Source organism: Xanthomonas sp. NCPPB 1826 (genome assembly GCF_056725285.1).
The window spans coordinates 4,386,339-4,403,643 of record NZ_CM161521.1 but is presented as its reverse complement, the minus strand read 5'-3'; the positions used below and the strand labels follow the sequence as shown (position 1 = coordinate 4,403,643).

15 protein-coding genes and 1 pseudogene are annotated in these 17,305 nt (G+C 59.1%); 4 read left to right on the top strand and 12 right to left on the bottom strand.

The window, feature by feature from the left end:
- Positions 1-591 precede the first annotated feature (591 nt).
- Together AC1PLA_RS18460 and AC1PLA_RS18455 are read left to right on the top strand one after the other, a co-directional pair.
- The gene (locus tag AC1PLA_RS18460) at positions 592-1,101 is read left to right on the top strand and encodes a ferritin-like domain-containing protein (RefSeq protein ID WP_104570791.1); all 510 of its coding nucleotides are present in this window, start codon (positions 592-594) and stop codon (positions 1,099-1,101) included.
- A gap of 998 nt (positions 1,102-2,099) precedes the next feature.
- Complete coding sequence (locus AC1PLA_RS18455; RefSeq protein WP_104570789.1) at positions 2,100-2,909, top strand: OBAP family protein; 810 nt, start codon at positions 2,100-2,102, stop codon at positions 2,907-2,909.
- 244 nt (positions 2,910-3,153) lie between these two features.
- On the opposite strand, the gene AC1PLA_RS18450 is transcribed toward AC1PLA_RS18455, so the two are convergent.
- The 11 genes and pseudogenes from AC1PLA_RS18450 to AC1PLA_RS18400 all read right to left on the bottom strand — a co-directional run bounded on the left by AC1PLA_RS18450 (position 3,154) and on the right by AC1PLA_RS18400 (position 14,037).
- Positions 3,154-3,792, bottom strand: a complete 639-nt coding sequence (locus AC1PLA_RS18450) for a DUF6766 family protein (RefSeq protein WP_181143269.1) — start codon at positions 3,790-3,792, stop codon at positions 3,154-3,156.
- Between the two features lie 106 nt (positions 3,793-3,898).
- Positions 3,899-4,240 carry a hypothetical protein gene (locus AC1PLA_RS18445; protein ID WP_481105086.1) on the bottom strand — a complete coding sequence of 114 codons (342 nt, stop codon included), beginning with the start codon at positions 4,238-4,240 and terminating at the stop codon, positions 3,899-3,901.
- 9 nt (positions 4,241-4,249) lie between these two features.
- Positions 4,250-4,747: a YciE/YciF ferroxidase family protein gene (locus AC1PLA_RS18440; RefSeq protein WP_104570786.1), complete on the bottom strand. Its 498-nt coding sequence runs from the start codon at positions 4,745-4,747 to the stop codon at positions 4,250-4,252.
- 779 nt (positions 4,748-5,526) lie between these two features.
- Positions 5,527-5,662 (bottom strand): annotated as a pseudogene (locus tag AC1PLA_RS18435) (phage virion morphogenesis protein); the annotation flags it as partial.
- Between the two features lie 13 nt (positions 5,663-5,675).
- Complete coding sequence (locus AC1PLA_RS18430; protein WP_104570785.1) at positions 5,676-6,071, bottom strand: response regulator; 396 nt, start codon at positions 6,069-6,071, stop codon at positions 5,676-5,678.
- A gap of 281 nt (positions 6,072-6,352) precedes the next feature.
- The gene (locus AC1PLA_RS18425) at positions 6,353-7,258 is read right to left on the bottom strand and encodes a manganese catalase family protein (protein WP_104570784.1); all 906 of its coding nucleotides are present in this window, start codon (positions 7,256-7,258) and stop codon (positions 6,353-6,355) included.
- Positions 7,259-8,066: 808 nt separating this feature from the next.
- Positions 8,067-8,258 (bottom strand): hypothetical protein, encoded by a 192-nt coding sequence (locus AC1PLA_RS18420; protein ID WP_425519206.1) that lies wholly within the window; start codon positions 8,256-8,258, stop codon positions 8,067-8,069.
- Positions 8,259-8,474: 216 nt separating this feature from the next.
- Positions 8,475-10,730: a methyl-accepting chemotaxis protein gene (locus AC1PLA_RS18415; protein WP_104570783.1), complete on the bottom strand. Its 2,256-nt coding sequence runs from the start codon at positions 10,728-10,730 to the stop codon at positions 8,475-8,477.
- 962 nt (positions 10,731-11,692) lie between these two features.
- On the bottom strand, positions 11,693-11,971 hold the full coding sequence (locus AC1PLA_RS18410; protein ID WP_481105085.1) for a hypothetical protein: 279 nt from the start codon (positions 11,969-11,971) through the stop codon (positions 11,693-11,695).
- The gene (locus tag AC1PLA_RS18405; protein WP_102255879.1) at positions 11,968-12,186 is read right to left on the bottom strand and encodes a hypothetical protein; all 219 of its coding nucleotides are present in this window, start codon (positions 12,184-12,186) and stop codon (positions 11,968-11,970) included. Before AC1PLA_RS18405 ends, AC1PLA_RS18410 begins: the two co-directional genes overlap by 4 nt.
- A 747-nt stretch (positions 12,187-12,933) precedes the next feature.
- On the bottom strand, positions 12,934-14,037 hold the full coding sequence (locus AC1PLA_RS18400; RefSeq protein WP_481106231.1) for an alkene reductase: 1,104 nt from the start codon (positions 14,035-14,037) through the stop codon (positions 12,934-12,936).
- A gap of 113 nt (positions 14,038-14,150) precedes the next feature.
- Here AC1PLA_RS18400 and AC1PLA_RS18395 point away from each other — a divergent pair, with 113 nt between their 5' ends.
- A complete protein-coding gene (locus tag AC1PLA_RS18395; RefSeq protein ID WP_481105084.1) occupies positions 14,151-15,059 on the top strand; it encodes a LysR family transcriptional regulator in 909 nt (302 codons plus the stop codon).
- Positions 15,060-15,130: 71 nt separating this feature from the next.
- On the opposite strand, the gene AC1PLA_RS18390 is transcribed toward AC1PLA_RS18395, so the two are convergent.
- A complete protein-coding gene (locus tag AC1PLA_RS18390; protein WP_102255853.1) occupies positions 15,131-15,742 on the bottom strand; it encodes a TetR/AcrR family transcriptional regulator in 612 nt (203 codons plus the stop codon).
- A 220-nt stretch (positions 15,743-15,962) separates the two neighbouring features.
- Here AC1PLA_RS18390 and AC1PLA_RS18385 point away from each other — a divergent pair, with 220 nt between their 5' ends.
- Positions 15,963-17,174, top strand: a complete 1,212-nt coding sequence (locus tag AC1PLA_RS18385) for an MFS transporter (protein WP_481105083.1) — start codon at positions 15,963-15,965, stop codon at positions 17,172-17,174.
- The last annotated feature ends 131 nt before the right edge of the window (positions 17,175-17,305 follow it).

The following is a 17,305-nucleotide window of genomic DNA, read 5'->3' as shown; positions in this document are numbered from 1 at the left end:
ATGTTGTCTTGGCACGGGCTCGCAGGCGGCGAAAACAAGGTTAAGCCAATCGGTTGTTAGGCTGCGCTTACCGAGCCTGTGCTCGATACATGGCACGTGATCATCCACTGCTTGGCGTAGTCATACGCATAGCTTTGATCAGTGAAGCCGACACTGGTGACCGGGTGGCGATGAAGTGTGATACCGCCGGGTCTTGAAATCAGTTGCGGGCCGTGAGCATTTAATCGCCCACGTGCCGAATTGCGGTAACGCTCAACAGTGTTCCCCCCCTCGTGTGCTCGCCATCCTGCGGGATGAAACTGGATTGGAAAACGGGTCAGATTTTGTACTCCCGTGCTCGCTTTGATGCTGCCTCTACAAAACTTACCAACCTCACTCAGCTGCTCCTGTGTTGAAAATAAACGCGGAACGCGCGAGGGTGACTACAATCCTGCTTGCCGATCTCCAGGGCATAGTCTCTGAGCTCTACGCCGCTACATTGGGAACTGACACATCGTCGATAGGCTTCGCTCCGCCGTCACTTCAACATCGCTTTTTCTCCATGTCTGGCTGGATAGGGTACGGTTTCCCCGATCTGACGAGGATATCCTAATGGCAGAACCCAAAGAGAACTTGCTTGATTGGCTCCGCGATGCCCATGCGATGGAACAGCAGGCCGAAACTATGTTGAGGGGCCAAGCGTCCCGCATTGAGCACTACCCCATCTTGAAGGCGCGGATTGAGGAGCACATCCAAGAAACGATCGGCCAGAGAGAGTTGCTCGAGGGGTGTATCAAGCGTTTGGGCGGTTCTCCCTCCACGATCAAAGACGTGATGGGCAAGATGGCGGCTCTAGGCCAAGCGGTGGGTGGGATGACCGCATCAGACGAAATCGTGAAAGGCGCGATGGCCGGCTATGTCTTCGAACACTTCGAAATCGCGTCCTATACCGCGCTGATCGCGGCGGCCAAGACCGCCGGTGACCCGGAAACGGCGCGCGTATGCGAGGAGATTTTGGTTCAGGAGGAAGCAATGGCCGACTGGCTGGCGACGCACCTGCCGGAACTCACCGAAGAGTTCCTGGTGCGCGATGCAACTCCGGGCGTTGAGGCGAAGAAGTAAAGATTTGATATTCAACAGTACCCTGTCGGATGCGCTACGGTGATCCGACAGGGGGTCGACTTGCGACACGTCCTAGAGTGCGCGATAGACAAGACAGCGTCGGAACTCAAAAAGGGCGGGAAGCACAGTAAGAAACTACGCCGGCACGATGGCGAATAGCCACAAGGCCATTGGGGCTGGCTCAAACGCCACAGCAGTCTCGATGTGCTTGTTAGGGATAGACCAATAAACTGCACCTACTGCAACCCATGGGGCAACGTCCAAGATACTGTGAACGTGCTGTTCCAAGGGGCGGAGCGCTCGCTTGGGATAGGCCACCCGCGTGTCCCAATAGCCCGTGATCGCATGCAGGCACACCAGGCCCAGAAGGATCGCGAAAAGTGGTTGCGATGCTCGAAAGCAGAGCCAGAGGATGGTTGCCAACCCGAGGATTGCGATCTAAACCAAGTGCAGCCTGGATTCGTTTAGCCCCGACGTGGATTCGATACTGCTGGCTCTGTGCAGCTGAAAGTCAACGGCGCCCACAGTCAGCCAGAGCATATAAAGAATGTGCCAAGCCGTTACGTCCATGGCTGATTTGAACGTTTGCAGTCCCGGACTCTGTTGCAATCACTCTTCATCGTGACTCCTGGGCCGTGAAGCCGGAGGTTAGTTTGTCTGTAAATTCTAGGGGAGAAAATACGCAAGGCGGTGTGTATTTTCTGGCTCGCGTGCCACCCAACAAGCGATCAACAACAAGTAAGTAGTAATGCGGAGCAGAGCATGTCCCTCACCGGATACCGCTGCAAGCGAAGCTTTGACAAGACGAAGGAACCAGAGCCTGGCAAAGCATTGCCACAGGGATGACGGGCCATTCTTGTGATCCAGCTGCATCATGCCAGCCGACGTCATTACGGTTTTCGACTCCAAGTCGGTGGCGCGCTCAAAAGCTTGGCCGATGAGCGCAAGACGACTGATCTTGCCCGTCTCTTTCGGTAACAGATTCAGGAGAAAACATCATGCGTAGACCCATCCTATCCGCTGCGGCAGCCCTCGCCTTAACCGCGTGCGGGGGCGGAAACACCGAGTCCAGTGTCCAAGCTCCTGGGGCGGAGGAAACGGCCAAGACGAAGGCCTTGGAAACGGGTGCGGCAGTGATGCAGGATCGGCCGCCGATCGATGCCGTCAACGCCTACCTGGATGGATTCCATTTCTACAATGGTCAGATGAAGCTCCAGATGGAGGCTCATCATTACTGCTCTATCCTCAATGAGGATGTCATTCAGTGCACCATCTACGATGGCAATGTGAAAGACGCCAAGCTGATGGGCGTGGAATACATCATCAGTGAGAAGCTATTCGCGGGCCTCCCTGAGCAGGAGAAAGCGCTCTGGCATAGCCACGTCCAAGAAGTGAAATCGGGGCAGCTGATCGCACCAGGCATCCCGGAGGTGGCTGAGCACGAGCTCATGGAGAAACTCATCCGCACATATGGGAAAACGTGGCACACCTGGCACACCGACTTGGATAAAGACCTTCCGCGAGGCATGCCGCAGTTGATGATGGGCTTCACGGCCGATGGCCAAGCCGACCCGGCGATGGTGGCGGCTCGCGACGCGCGGCTTGGCGTCAGCAGCGAAGACAAGCGAAAGCGCCGCGTCGATATCGCCGTGCCGAACATAGACCCCGGGGCAGACGCCTGGCAAAAGGGGGCGGTGATCCAAGTCGAAGACCCAAGCGGTGGACACGCTCACGGAGCCGAGAGCCAGGATAAGGAGCCTTCCAACCGGAAAGAGAACGCGACGTCCAAGGGCTCGACCGACCAGTAGCGGGGGAAGTGCTTGGGGGACGTGGCCGACCAAGCCCGGCGCACGCTCCCCTCGCATAGTGCCCGCAGTCGGTTAAGAGGGTTCGGTGATGATTCGGGTCTTAGCTCACCTTGAGCCAGCGCCATGCAAGGGACCTCGTATCCGTGGATCTGCTGTGCGTTTAACTATCCCGTCCTGGCCCAAGAAAGCGACATGTCGCTGATCAAAAGTGCGGGGACGGACTGACTCATGGAACTCCGGCGCCTCAATCGCCTGTCTGGCTATGCGGGGCGCCCAGTGGTTTTGACTGAGGCGAGTCCTTCTGACGCAGGAAAATGGTCAAGATGACCAATGAGAGCACAGCCAAAAATTCGCTCTGCCAATTTTGGAAGGACTCGAACCAGAAGCTACTGCTCCAAAGGTGTTCCCAGCACGTGGGAGCAGGCTGTCCAAGCGCCATCTGCTCATCGACTTCCGCGCGCCAGCTGCCCGCCAGGTGCAACGAGAAGCTCAGGAGGAACAAGGCTCCGAAGGCGATCGCCAGGGAATGACCATATAAGGTTTTCCAGAGCCCTCCCTTGCGAACGGCCCAAGGCGTAGAACCAGCCTCAATGCGCTCTTTTTCCTGGGATTCGTCCAATGGGCGAGATTCAGCAGAGCCCTTCTGGCGGAGGCTGACGGTGAGCAGAACATACATGCCCATCTGAAGAAACTCGCTTTCCCAGTTCTCGAACGTGGCGCTGACGAAGTGCCCGCTGTGCAGATAGTTCCATAGATTCAATGACGCACGGTGTGCAGCAGCGAGTTCTTGATTGTGTGCCAAAAAGCCGGTCCACACTTGCCCCCCGAAGAAGCAGAGAAGCAAGAAGAGCAGCACGATCGATAACCCGTTTCGTTTCCACATGCGCATACGGCCTAGAGTTAAGCGAGCGACCCGACGTTAGTCCCGCCAGCGCAGAAATCCGTGAAGGAGCGGCAATGCGTGCCGCTCCCCCAAGTCGGCCGCTGAGTCAGGGCGCTTTGCCAGACGTTCCAGCTTGTCCAAAATTGGGCTGGGTCGTCCCGTTACGTTCCGACGTGCCCTCCGGCTCTCCTTCGCCCGCCTTGCCGCCCTTCCCGTGCCCGTGCTGGTTATAACCAGCGTTTTCGGTAGCACGGTCTTCGGCGGGGTGTTCATCCACCGGAGGCTTGGCTGGAACAAAGGGAGAGATGGGATCACTAGCTGGAAAGGTCTCCTCCAGCGCTTCTTCGTGATTACGCTCTGTGCGTGATTTTTGATGCTGCTGTTGGGCAGGCGTATCTTCGCGCGATTTTTCGCCCGGCGCCGGCAAATCTTTCTGGTCGCGTTCCATGGTCCTACCTCAAGCTGCTTGGATGGCTTTGGCGTTCCCGCCGGCCTTGGCCAGGAGGGTCAACTTTTCATCGGTTGCCTTCTCTTCTTCCAATGTCTCAAGAAGAAGTGGGAGCGCGTCCTTGTATCCGAGCTGCTTGGCGAGCGCCGCGATGGTGCCATACGAGGCGATTTCGTAGTGTTCCACCTTTTGGGCGCCGCCAATCAGCGCGGCGTCGCGCACTGCTCCTTTCTCGATCGAGTCGATGACTTCTTTACCTTCCTCGACCAATCCCTCCATAGCTGCGCACTTGATCCGCTTGAGCCGGATGCCCAGCACTTCGGCGACCTCATCGATGCGCTCAACTTGATGTTGCGTTTCTTCCAGATGGGTCTCAAACGCAGCCGCGAGATCCGGATTCTCTGCTGCCCGAGCCAAGCGGGGCAGGGCTTTGGTTAGCTGCTTTTCAGCGCTATAAATGTCAGAAAGCTCTTGAACGAACAGCTCTTCAAGGGTCTTGATGGCCATCTATCGGTCCTCTTCTAGGGGGGAGCCAATAACTTGCCGCTGGACTCGACCAAAAGACGTGAAGGCAGTCCTCCTAGCGTTGAGGCTCCCTTAACCAAGCCAGCCCCAAGCGGTGGGGGGCGGCCATGGGCGGGGGGCGCCAGCTGCCAGAGCCTCGGAGTGGGAGGTGGTCCAAAAACACGTCGCAGCCCACTGTGCTACGGCAAAGTGCTCGTTGCCTGCCAAGTCGTCGTCGACCGTGAGCTGGGTGGCCATACACCAGATCCTGTTCTCGGTTGCGATGTCGTGGAGCTTGAGTTGCGCGATTTCGTTGACACGCGTGCCGCTATAAAGTGCCGAGATGGGGCACCACCAGCAATGGGAAATTCCTTTGCCCAAGCGAAGAACGCGTCGGGATCGAAGATCTTCTGAAGGTCGGATTCCTCCAAGAATCGCTCGGCTTTCTTGCCACGGTTTGGGTCGGCCACCAGGTTTTTCTTGATCTTCCCCATTGCAGTCATAGGGTTTCCAAGAGTGGTGCGGCTAGCCACCAGGCGCCGGAAGAAGTTGGTCAGGCAAAGCTTGTCTTGGATCGGGGGGACTTACGAAGCCCCGGCCTAAGAATGAGTCGCCCGGCCTCAGATGAGCCGATGTTCCATTGCGTAGGGCGACAAGACGCCTGGCTCAGAACTTCCTGACATCGCGAACGGCTTGATGGCATACAAAAACAGCTATGGCGCAGTCCTCGCTAAATTGAGCGCTATGCCGATCCAAGCGGCCCAGTTAACCATCTTGGATCATTGCCGTTTGCCGATGCGCTGGCTCTGTGCGCGCCTCAACTCTGATCGCATCTTGTGGGCCAGCTTTGATGCTCGCCGGGCAGCAGGCGAGCCAGGAGCGGCGCGGCCAATTCTCCAGCGCTGTCAGGTCAGCCACGCGTGCATCTTATTCAGGTTAATTGGCCGCCGCTTTGCGTGGGTTTCAGAAATTCGTCAAGAATCTCGAAGAGCGACGCCAAGGTGTAGGGCTTTGGGAGGAATTTAGTTTTATCTGGAAGTTTGCCAGGGAGCTCCGTCCACCCGGAGATAAGAAGGACCGGGACGTTTATCTCCTTTTCCCGAAGCTCGCGTGTCATGTCGTAGCCGCTAATAGGTCCTGGCATGAATACATCGGTCACGATCAGATCAAGAGAGGGATGCAGATAGGCGACTTCAAGAGCCAATCGTGCGTCTGGCACTGCAATGACCTTGCAGCCGTACTCCTCCAAAACAGCGCCGGCTAGTTCGCGCATCGCGGCGTCGTCCTCGGCCAAGAGAACAAGCGGCTGACTTTTACTTTCAGACATTGTGTCGCCTATCGAACGGAATGCCTAATCATCTCCTGCTCGGCCTGCTACTACAATTGGCGAGTGGATGCGTTCGCTTTCATCTTGTGACTTATACCCAGACAGATATGCGGCCTGCGACATGAAATATTCATAAAATATATAGCCGCCGGTAGGCATGAGGAACATTGAGGCCAAAAGCGGGAAAATTTTGATAGCAACGAAAAAGGGGGCCTATGCGACCCCCTCACTTAATTATTCACTTAATTGTTCATCAGCCGAAGTCTGGCGTGGCTGTGCAGTCAGGGCTTGCGCTGGATATCACCTGTGGTGGAGCCGGCACCGGGGCCTGCGCCCAAATCAGCACCAGTTACACGGTCCAGCTCGGGATTAGAAATTAAACGCAGCGACATGGCCTCCAGCGCCTTAGTCTGGCTGGCGTCCAGCGCCACGGTAGCCAATCCATCCCCGCCATCGACTGCAGCCTGCTGTTCGTGGTCTGCGACGACCTCCCATTGCTCACCGCCATTCCAGGGGCCGGTAGTGTCACCATCGCCATGTGAGGTGTTGTAGTAGACATCGGTGAAGCGAGGATCACCTGGCAATTTGCCTGGCGGGAAATTGGGCTCGATCGAATACAGTGCTTTTTCGAAGGACTTTTGATGTGCAATTTCGCGCGTCATTAGGAAGCGCAAAGCATCCACAATGCCCGGATCGTCGGTGACATTGATCAGGCGCTCGTAAACCAGCTTGGCGCGTGCCTCCGCCGCGATGTTGGAGCGCATGTCGGCAGTTGGGCAGCCGATCGAATCGACGTATGCAGCGGTCCATGGCACCCCGCTTGAGTTCACCAGTGCCGGGCCACCGCCATACAGAATCTGCTGGGTATGACTGGTGCTGTTTTGCGTGAGCGTACGCATCTCCATGGCTTCTTCCATCCCTTCGGAGAGAACCGCCTTCGGCCCCTTATTAAGCATTGAGATAATCGAGCCAATAATCTCAAGATGGCTTAACTCCTCGGTAGCGACATCGAAGAGCAGATCCTTGCGCCCCGGATCGCTCTCGCCTAGGGCTTGGGTGAAATAACGCATTGCAGCGGCAAGTTCACCCTGCGGTCCACCAAATTGCTCAAGCATAAGCGTAGCCAGATCAGGGTTTGGCTGGGCCACTCGGACGGTATACATCAAACGCTTGTTGTGCATAAACATAGAAAATTTTCCTGGCTAGCTCCCAGTAATGACTGCTGCAGCTGGCCTGTAGCCGCTTAGGCTAGCTGGCCGAAGAATGGGAGGAGGCTGTGGGGTCTGCATACTTGGACGATTACGCCACGGCGCAACAGTACCACGCCGTGAATTTCATCATTAAGAGGAGAGATGGTTGCAATAAAAAGAAGCTATTGGAAATGCGTGGTCAATTAGTGAAGGGCTTGCAGCAGATAATCTAATTTGATGCGTGTTAGCGATGTTGCTAGGAGCGGTGATAAATCCGAGAAAGCGAGCTTTACCTTAGGTTGGCTTGTATGAAGACAGCGCCCGTATGTCTGCACAGACTCGACGAGTGTGCTTGGGGGAAAGTGTGGGAGCGCTAGCAGCATCAAGTTAAAAAGTTCGATACAAAGGGTCATAGACCCCGTCAATTCTCAATGAGGGAAGCATCGGTAGAGCGTTTCCGGCTTTATTGCAGGGATGGTTCATCAATCCCAGGCTGCTCGTGTCGCAGGCGCACGCAGAGTGGTTGAAGAGCAGCTTGCTATCGCTAGGCACAGTAACCAGCCCGCGAATCGAATTCCTGGAAGATGTAGTGCCTCGGCGATATCGCTCCTGGAATCGGGGTTCCTATGAAGGCCCGCCCTGACAATGAGCCACCAGGCCTTGGTTAGGCCGAGGTTCCTGACGTTGCTCAGGGCTCCAGACCTATGGTCTCGGAAACGCCCTCAACGGACTTTGATTCTGCCGGATGCTGGACCAATGGTCGCTCACCCCGTGCGACGTCTGAGCAGCGTCATGCAGGCAGCTTTTAAGGAATAGCGTTGACTTCACTCTGGCTTGCGACGGGGAGGCGAGCATGCGATGCCAAGACGAGCCCCAAGCGTCGCCGACATTCTCGAAAGGCAAGTGCGGACGCGGGCATGTCGCACGAATCAAGATTGTTTGCTTTCGCGTCCCATACGGCCAGTAGCACTTCCAGGTCACTTATCAGTCTCTGCATTCATGCCTTTTGATGCGCAGACGGTAGCCGTTGCTTTTGGTCTGGCCGTGCGGAGCAAGCCTGCCCAGCCACTATATCGGCGCTGTTTAAGCAGGCTCAGCGAGCCTATAGCGGATTCGACAATAGACGACCAGCGTTTGACATCGCTTTGTCTTGTGGAATGGTGTCAGATCAGAGCTCCGGTGGGCCCAGCAATTTGGGCCCACTTCGGTTCGGTCAAAACTCCTGCCAACCTGCGCCGTCTGTTGAACCAGTGAGTGACTCGAGTTTGCGTGGTGCCCGGTGCGGGACGAGTTTTGCGGGTGTCTTCAAAGGCGATGCCGTCTTTTTGCTGTTTGAGCTAGCAATGGCTGATGTGGCAGGAGTTATGCGGGCCGGAAGAACTTTCTCTTTGTCGATCTTGAAGACCGCCACCGCCTCGGTTAACTGGGTGGCCTGCTCTTCCATGGCCCGGGCTGCAGCGGTGGCTTCCTCAACCAGTGCGGCGTTTTGCTGCGTCGTTTCATCCATCTGCGTCACGGTGATGTTGACCTGCTCGATGCCGGCCGACTGTTCCTGCGAGGCTGCGGAGATCTCACCCATGATGTCAGTGACGCGCTGCACGCTGGAGACGATCTCGGCCATCGTTGTGCCCGCCGTATGCACGAGGGCGGAGCCTTCGGTGACGCGCTCGACAGAGTCGTCGATCAAGGTCTTGATTTCTTTCGCTGCGGCGGTGGATCGCTGAGCAAGGGTGCGCACTTCCGATGCAACCACGGCAAACCCGCGACCTTGCTCGCCAGCGCGTGCCGCTTCCACGGCTGCATTCAAGGCCAGGATGTTGGTCTGGAACGAGATACCGTCGATCACGCTGATGATGTCGGCAATCTTCTTGGACGAGGCCTCGATGCCGGCCATGGTCCCCACGACCTTGCTCACAATCTCGCCGCCCTGGGATGCCACACCGGCTGCCCCGATGGCTAACTGGTTGGCTTGGCGGGCGTGTTCGGCGTTCTGGCGGACGGTGGAGGTGAGCTCTTCCATCGAGGCGGCGGTTTCTTCCAGGTTGGCCGCCTGTTGCTCGGTGCGCTGCGACAGATCCTGATTGCCGGCCGCAATCTCGCTGGCCGCCGAGTTAATCGACACGGCGGATTGCTGGATGTGTCCAACAATTTCTGCAAGCTGCGCAGCAGTAGTGTTGGCGTTATCGCGCATCTGAGCGAACACACCCTTGAACTCGCCGGTCATGCGTGCGGTCAGGTCGCCTGCGGCGATGGACTGCAGCAGCGAAGACAGCGAATGCAGGTTCGTGTCGGCGGTGGCCATCAGCTGGTTCAAGCTCTCCACCATCACGCGGAAATCGTACTGGAAACGCTCGGCATCGCCGCGCACACTAAAGTCCCCTGCTGCAGCAGCTGAGGCGAGGTGACTTATCTCCTGATTGATCGCTGTCAGATTATGCTTGACCTGGTCCATCGTTTCGGTGAGCACAGCTTTTTCGCCGGGTAGTCGATCCATATCCTCGGAAAGATCGCCAATCGCGTAACGTCCTGTAATCTTTGCCAAGCGCATCATGATTTCAATGTGCGAGTTGGCCAATGCGTTGGCGTCGCGCACCATATGGCCATACTCACCTGGGAACGCTTCTTCATCCATGCGATAGCTGATCTCACCAGCATCGTGCTGGCGTGCCATCTCTAGCTGCGCCGCAATGACTCCTTGCAGACGGTCACGTATGCGATAGACCGCTTTGGCCAGTTGCACGGTTTCATCCTTACCCGTGACCTTGACGTCGACATTAAGCACTCCGTTTGACAGGTGTTCTACAGCCGTCACGGCCCCTCGGATCGAACGAGAAATCGCATTGCCAAGTATCAAGGCAATGCTGATTCCGGCTAAGGTGATCAATGCTAGCGCAACTGCAGAGAGGGTCATTGCGCGCGTGTTGGCCGCCTGCTGCTGCTGATAACGTAGCTTGGCTGAATTGCCGAGCTCCTCACGAAGTGTGGCAAGCCCAGCGAAGGTGGCATCGGCATTGTCTTTGACCTGAGTCCGATTGACTTCGGCGCCTCCTGGAATATCGCCAGCTTCGATCAACTCAACTTGGCGCTGCATACCTGCTTGCATCAACGCATAGCTCGCCGTGATTGCTTGCAACTTAGCCGTATGTTCCTTTTCCTGGCTTAGCAAATGTTTTAGCTCAACGATGCTGGCAGCCACTTGAGTGAATCGCTTTTCGTTCTCCTGTTTCCACTGTGCGATCAGTTCGGGCGTGCCGATAGCAATCATGCGCAGGATATTGATGTCGACCCGGGTCAGTTGACCGTCGATGCTGCTGGCAAGCGCAGAGCCTGTGAAGTCTCGATTATAGAGCGTGCCAACATTGTTCTTGGAAGTGTGAAGGCTATTCAATAGAAATAGGCAGAGCACGATGCTTGGAATCAGCGTTCCCAACAATGCTAGTAAAAATTTGCTCTTGATCGTGGTTAGCATGGCGGGGCCTTGTGCTGCGGCTGGGGGTGGGGAGGGCCGATGGGGAACGGGGAGAGTAGGCAGCCTGAAGCGCTACCTTGGCAGTCGATTCGTTCAGTCCGGTAGAGTTTGCTTGGTGCGTGTTACTGCTTAGCGGCACCCATCACGAAATCTTGACCGTGGTCCTGATACAGGCGGCTTGATGCCTGGGCGGCACGTCTTGTGTTCGTCGACCAGACGCTTTGATAAAGCGCCGCCTGGAGTTCACAAGCTAGGTTACCAACCCGCAAACGACATGCCCGGGAACTCGTGCCTTGGCGCGGCTCTTCCTGCAATGAGGGGGCTACGAAGACTTGGCCGAGCAAGGGAGGATAGGTCTGCCTGCTGCTAGGGCGCGCTAACCGAGCCCGTGCTCGACACGTAGCACGTAGCCATCCAGCACTTGGCATAGTCATACGCTGCGCTCTGATCAGCAAAGGTGGCATTTCTGAGTTGGCATCGGTGCAATGTGATGCCGCCGGGCCTGGAAATCAGGAGCTCCGGCACGAACTTTCCGTCGCACGGAATGCTGTGGGCCGTGAGCAGGTAATCGCCCACGTGCCGAATTGCGGTGACGCCCAATAGACATCCTCCTTGATGAGCGGCACCTACGTTCGTCCAACATCAGTGTCAGACGATCGGCTGTCGATGCTCGCCGAGTGACACACCATCATTATAGGAAAAGCCTCAAGCCGCTATCGGCAATAGGCGAACATGCCTGTAAGTATTTCCCTTACCCGCAGCTGTTGGTCCCGCTGACAGCGCCCATGCGTGCCCTCGTCCTTTGTCTTAGCCTGATCCTGCTGGGCCACCAATGAAACGCAGGCACTTGGACGCGCGCCCAAGTGCCTTTTTTTGGCTCGGAAACTACCGGGACACGTCGTGTTCTTCTTCGCTGATTGCGTAGTTGGCGTCTTCTGGATAAGCGTTTGCGTGTGCGGTAGTCATCGTGTCGCTCCGTTACGGTGCGCTTGCCTGCGCAGCCAGGTGAGGACATCAACTGCCGGGTCTTCATGCATGCAGACGTGCAGCCGGCCCAGTACGACGCTCTGCGCATCGCCGCCTGGCAACACGTCATCAAAGCCGGTGGCTTCGCAGGCGATCAGGACTGGCGGCAGACCAGGCTGCGCGTGGGCATGCAGCATGGCCAGCACATAGCCCTGCATCATTTCGAAGCTGAGGGTGACGCCTGTGCAGACGCGGAACTGTTTGCTAGTGCTCATGGCCGCACCTGCGCGCACAAGGGATCAACTGCAGCGATTGCTGCAGCAGCGTCGGCAAACGTGAAGGTGTGGATGGCTTTGCGTGCACTTGCGAGGTGCGCCATCAAGTTCAGCCACGCTGCATGGCTGCATTCGTGAGTGTTGGCGATCAGGCCCAAATGCTGGGGCATCCGGCGCGCCGCAAACGCGGGCGCTTCTTGGGTGTTGTAGGACATACGGGTCTCCTCAGGTTTTGGAAATCCGTCACCCCGACGCCAATCCGGGTGGCGGACGGTACGCGGTTGGCGTGCCGGCCTGAGGACCGGTGGGCCTTGCGGCCCCCGCGCACCGCCCGCCATAAAGCTGGCCGGCATGCGCCCGCGACGATGCGGGCGATAAAAAAGCGCCATGCATCGATCGATGGGCGCTGGTGCGCCTCAGGTTGCGGGACGCCAATCCCGGTCGCCGAATATGCGGCGACGCCCGAATACTCGCTCCAGCTCACGGCGCGTGTCAACGGGAAAGCATTGGAGTTAAGGGAGCTCATTTCGAGAATGTCCAACAGTGCTCGGTCATGCCTGCCGCATCTTCAGGCTGGGCTCTAGTAGTCGATGAGCGAGCACACGCGTCGAAGGTCAAGGCAGGTAGCCATGTCGCCCAACCTCTAATGGCGGGCATTGGCCAACGCGCCCGTCTGACCGCATGCGGCTCTCACGCCGCCGCTTGTCGTGTTGTCATGTCCACGCTACCGAGGGTCATTGGAAGGTCCATCAAGGCTGGCTGGGGCAGGGTTGGTCGATGACGCGCCGCCGGCGATCACACGTACCGCCAGCTCAATGGAAGACGCGTCACTCAAGCACACCTCCACACGCGGTTCAGCCTGGCGCAGGAGCACACCAATACGCGCTGCGATAGCCCTACGGGCGAATTCGCAGCGCGCAGCGCCAGCCGCTGGCGGATGCATCGGAGGTGATGCTTGTGCTTCAGGTTGCGGCTGGATAGTCGGTGTAACCCTCTGCGCCGCCGCCGTAGTAAGTGTCGCGATCCGGCGATGCGAGCGGTGCGCCTGTCTGCAGGCGTGCCACAAGGTCCGGGTTTGCAATGAAGGGCTGGCCGAACGCGGCCAGGTCGATCACTGCCTGATCGATCAACCGGGCCGCGCGCTCCAGGTTCAATTTGCCCGCAAGGATCACGGTGCCGCCGTAGGTGCGCTTGAACGCTGCGAGAAATGTTTCGCTCATGTCCGGCGAGCCGTTTGCGTGGTTGTCGTTTAGATGCACATACGCAAGCTCGCGCTTGGCCAGTTCTTCGGCCAGGTAGAGGTAACTGGCCTCGCTCTCGGCGTACGCGGGCATGTCGAATTGGCGATTGTTCGGTGCAAGGCGGATCCCCACCTTGCGTGAGCCGATGCGCGCGGCCACCGCATCCACGGTCTCGAGAATGAGCCGCGCCCTGTTCTGCAGCGAACCACCGTAGGCGTCGACACGGTCATTGGTGATCGGGTTGAGGAACTGCTCGAAGAGGTAGCCGTTGGCGGCATGGATCTCGATACCGTCGAAGCCTGCGTCGATCGCGCATTGTGCCGCGTGCTCGAAATCGCCGATGATGCCTGGCACTTCTTCGGTCTCAAGCGCACGCGCCGGGCTGGGCTCAGCCGTCCCGCGCGTTCCGTCTTCGCGGTAGATAAACGCAAAGCTCTTGGAGCTGGATGCCACCGGGCGCGTGCTCGCGCTCACCGGATCGGCGCCATCGGGCTGCAGCGAGGTATGCGACATGCGGCCCACATGCCACAACTGGGCGAAGATGTTGCCCTGTTGGGCATGCACTGCATCGGTCACCATCTTCCAGCCGGCGACTTGCTCCTGCGACCAGATGCCGGGCACATCGATGTAGCCCTGGCCTTGCTGCGAAACGGGAGTGCCCTCGCTGACGATCAGGCCTGCGCTCGCGCGTTGAGCGTAGTACGTCGCCGTCAATGCGTTCGCCACGCATCCCGGATTGCGCGCGCGGGTCATCGGTGCCATGACGATGCGGTTGCGCAGCCGGATGTCGCCGAGATCGAAGGGGTGGAAAATCGTTGATGTCATGGGGAGGGCGCTAGTTGGTGGGGACAGGCTAAAGAAGGTAAGGTTGACTTCGGCGCACATAAAGGCGCTTGGCGTCCCGCCATTGGGGACATTGATTCCCCAAAGGGCCGCTGATGATCCCTGTCGAGACACTCAATGGGCTGGTCACCTTCGTCACTGCGGCACGTTCCAGGACGTTCACCGAGGCGGCCGAGTCGCTGGGGATCTCGCGCTCGGCGGTAGGCAAGGCGATCGCCCGCCTGGAAGCGCGGCTGGGCGTGCGCCTGTTCCATCGCACCACACGCCGCATCGCGCTCACTGCTGATGGCGAATCCTATTTCGCGACGTGCGCTGCTGCGTTGGAAGAGATCGCCAGCGCAGAAGCTGGCCTGGCCTCTCAGTCGTCACTGCCCAGCGGCCGGTTGCGCGTGGACATGCCGTCGTCTTTCGGCCGCCACGTCATGCTGCCGATCCTGCTCCGCATCGGTGCAGCGCATCCCGATCTCCACTACACGCTTTCCTTCAACGACCATCTGATCGACCCGGCCCAGGAAGGCATCGACCTGACGATCCGGTTTGGTGGCGTTGAAAGCTCCGGTGGCCTGGTTGCGCGCAAACTGGGGCGGCAGCGACTGGTGCTATGCGCCTCACCTGGGTATCTCGCTGCACACGGAACTCCCCGCACCATCAAGGACCTGCAAGCGCATCGCAGCATCGTCGGCTTCCGCAATGGCCAGCCTGTCGGCTGGCGGTTTGGCGACACGGTGAGCGCCGGCGATTTTGTGCCGCAAGGAACGCATCAGTTGAATGACGGCGACGCGGTCATCGACGCCGCGATCGCAGGTCTGGGCATCTGCCAGATGCCGATCTCGCTGGTGCGCCCGCACATCCCGTCGGGCAGGCTGCAGCTCGTCCTGGAAGAGTGCACGGCCTATTGCATCGAAATCTACGCGCTGTGGCCGCGCACGCGCCACCTGCGCCCGAAGGTGCGCTACGTGGTGGACGAGTTGGTGCGGCTTTCCGCTGTCGGCACTTTCGACTAGACCAGCACAGCGATGCGCGCTGCCGCTGCCATCGATACCTCCGGCGGCGCACAGGTTGAAGCGCTACCTGCTTAGCGCGCTTGGCCGTCCCACAGCCCCATGAGCTGCGTGATCGCGGCATCCATCGCCTTGAAGCTCATGCCATCCCGGGCCAGCGTGGATAGCCCGAGCAGGAAACTGTCGAACACGCAGGTCAGTGCGGCGGCGTCCACGGCGGGCCCGAGTTCGCCGCCGGCGATGGCGCGGTCCACGCAGGCGCGGATGCCGGCGCGCGTGCGTGCGCGCGAGCGCGTCAGCGGTGTGCATAGTGCCGAGAGCTCCGGCGACGGCGCGCTCATCACTCCCAGCGTGACCATGCAGCCTTTCGGGTGGCCACGCTCGCACTGCATCTTGGCGGAGCGGCGCAGCGCAAGCTCCACCGCCTGCCTGGGGCCGAGCGCGGCGTCCCACAAGCAGTGGGTCACCTTGGCGTAGGTCGCCAGGTAGCGGTCCATGCATTCCTTGAAGAGCGCTTCCTTCGAGCCGAAGGCGGCATAGAAGCTGGGCGCGGTGATGCCGCCACCAATCGCGGCCTTGAGCTGGCTCAACGAAGTGGATTCGTAGCCCTGTTCCCAGAACAGGTGAAGCGCTTCTTCCACCGCGGCGTCACGGTCGAAGCTGCGTGGCCTTCCCATTTGCGCCATGGCGCCCTCCGATCTCTACATCAAGACTAGTCGATACAGATGTCATTGACAACGCGGTTGCCCTGCAGATATATATACCGAGCGATACATATGTAAACACTCAGTGGTGCCGGTCGGCAGGTCTCAGGACGAAGACCTGTTTTTTTGGTCTTGATGTGTATCGATCGATATATATGTAGAAGCCTGACCGGCATTCTCCCTCCCCAACGAAGGACAGCGTGTGACCTCTTCAACTGCATCCACTGCCGGTGCTATCCCGCCGCCATTACCCGTCGCCGCGCTGTTGGCGCTGGCCATGACCGGCTTCATCTGCATCGTGACCGAAACCCTGCCGGCAGGACTGCTGCCGCAGATGTCCGCAGGCCTTGGTATCAGCCCGGCACTGGCCGGGCAGACGGTGACCGCCTACGCGCTGGGGTCGGTGATTGCCGCAATTCCGCTGACCATTGCGACCCAGCAGTGGAGGCGGCGTAACGTCCTGTTGCTCACCATCGTCGGCTTCCTGCTGTTCAACTCGGTCACCGCACTGTCGACCAGTTACGCGCTGACCTTGGTGGCGCGCTTGTTTGCCGGCGCAGCGGCAGGCCTGGCGTGGAGCCTGCTTGCCGGTTACGCGCGGCGCATGGTGCAGCCGGACCAGCAGGGCAGGGCCATGGCGATTGCGATGGTGGGTACGCCGGTTGCGCTCTCCCTCGGCGTGCCACTGGGCACCTGGATGGGCGGCCTACTGGGCTGGCGCAGTGCGTTCGCCGCGATGTCCGGATTGACGCTCATCCTGATCGTGTGGGTGCTGCTGAAGGTGCCCGACTACCCCGGCCAGTCCGCAGCGCAGCGGGTGCCGCTGCGCAAGGTGCTCGGCACGCCGGGCGTGCGCCCGGTGCTCGCCACCGTGATGGCGTGGATGCTGGCTCACAACATCCTGTACACCTATGTGGCGCCGTTCGCCGCACACGCGGGGCTGGCACATCGCGTTGACGTGTTGCTGTTGATCTTCGGCGTTGCGGCACTGGTCGGCATCGGCGTGGCGGCAAAGTTGGTGGAGCAGCACCTACGTGGCACGGTGTTGGTGTCGTTGGCGACGTTCCTTGCGATCTCTGTGGTGCTGGCATTGCTGCAAAACGTGCAGCCTGTGGTCTACGTCTGTGTGGCGGGGTGGGGCCTGACCTTTGGCGGCGCGGCGACCCTGCTGCAGACCGCGCTTGCCGACAGCGCGGGCGAAGGCGCCGATGTTGCGCTGTCGCTCAATGTGGTTGCCTGGAACAGCGTCATCGCTGGCGGTGGCGTGGTGGGCGGCGTGCTGCTGGACCAATGGGGCGCGCAGACCTTTCCGGTTGCCATGGCCTTGCTGCTGGCAATCGGGCTGCTGATTGCATGGCGTGCCCGACAGCACGGCTTTGCGGCGGGCGCGCGCTCGCCGGTTGCCGGTCACTAGCGCTGCCCTGCCTGATGTCTTCCCGGCTGCGTTCGCCTGATACCCAGCGAGCGCAGCCGCAGGCAACTGCCGGCATTGCAGGTGTTTATACGTTTCATATACGATCCGTATATTCATGACATAGGAGCTTG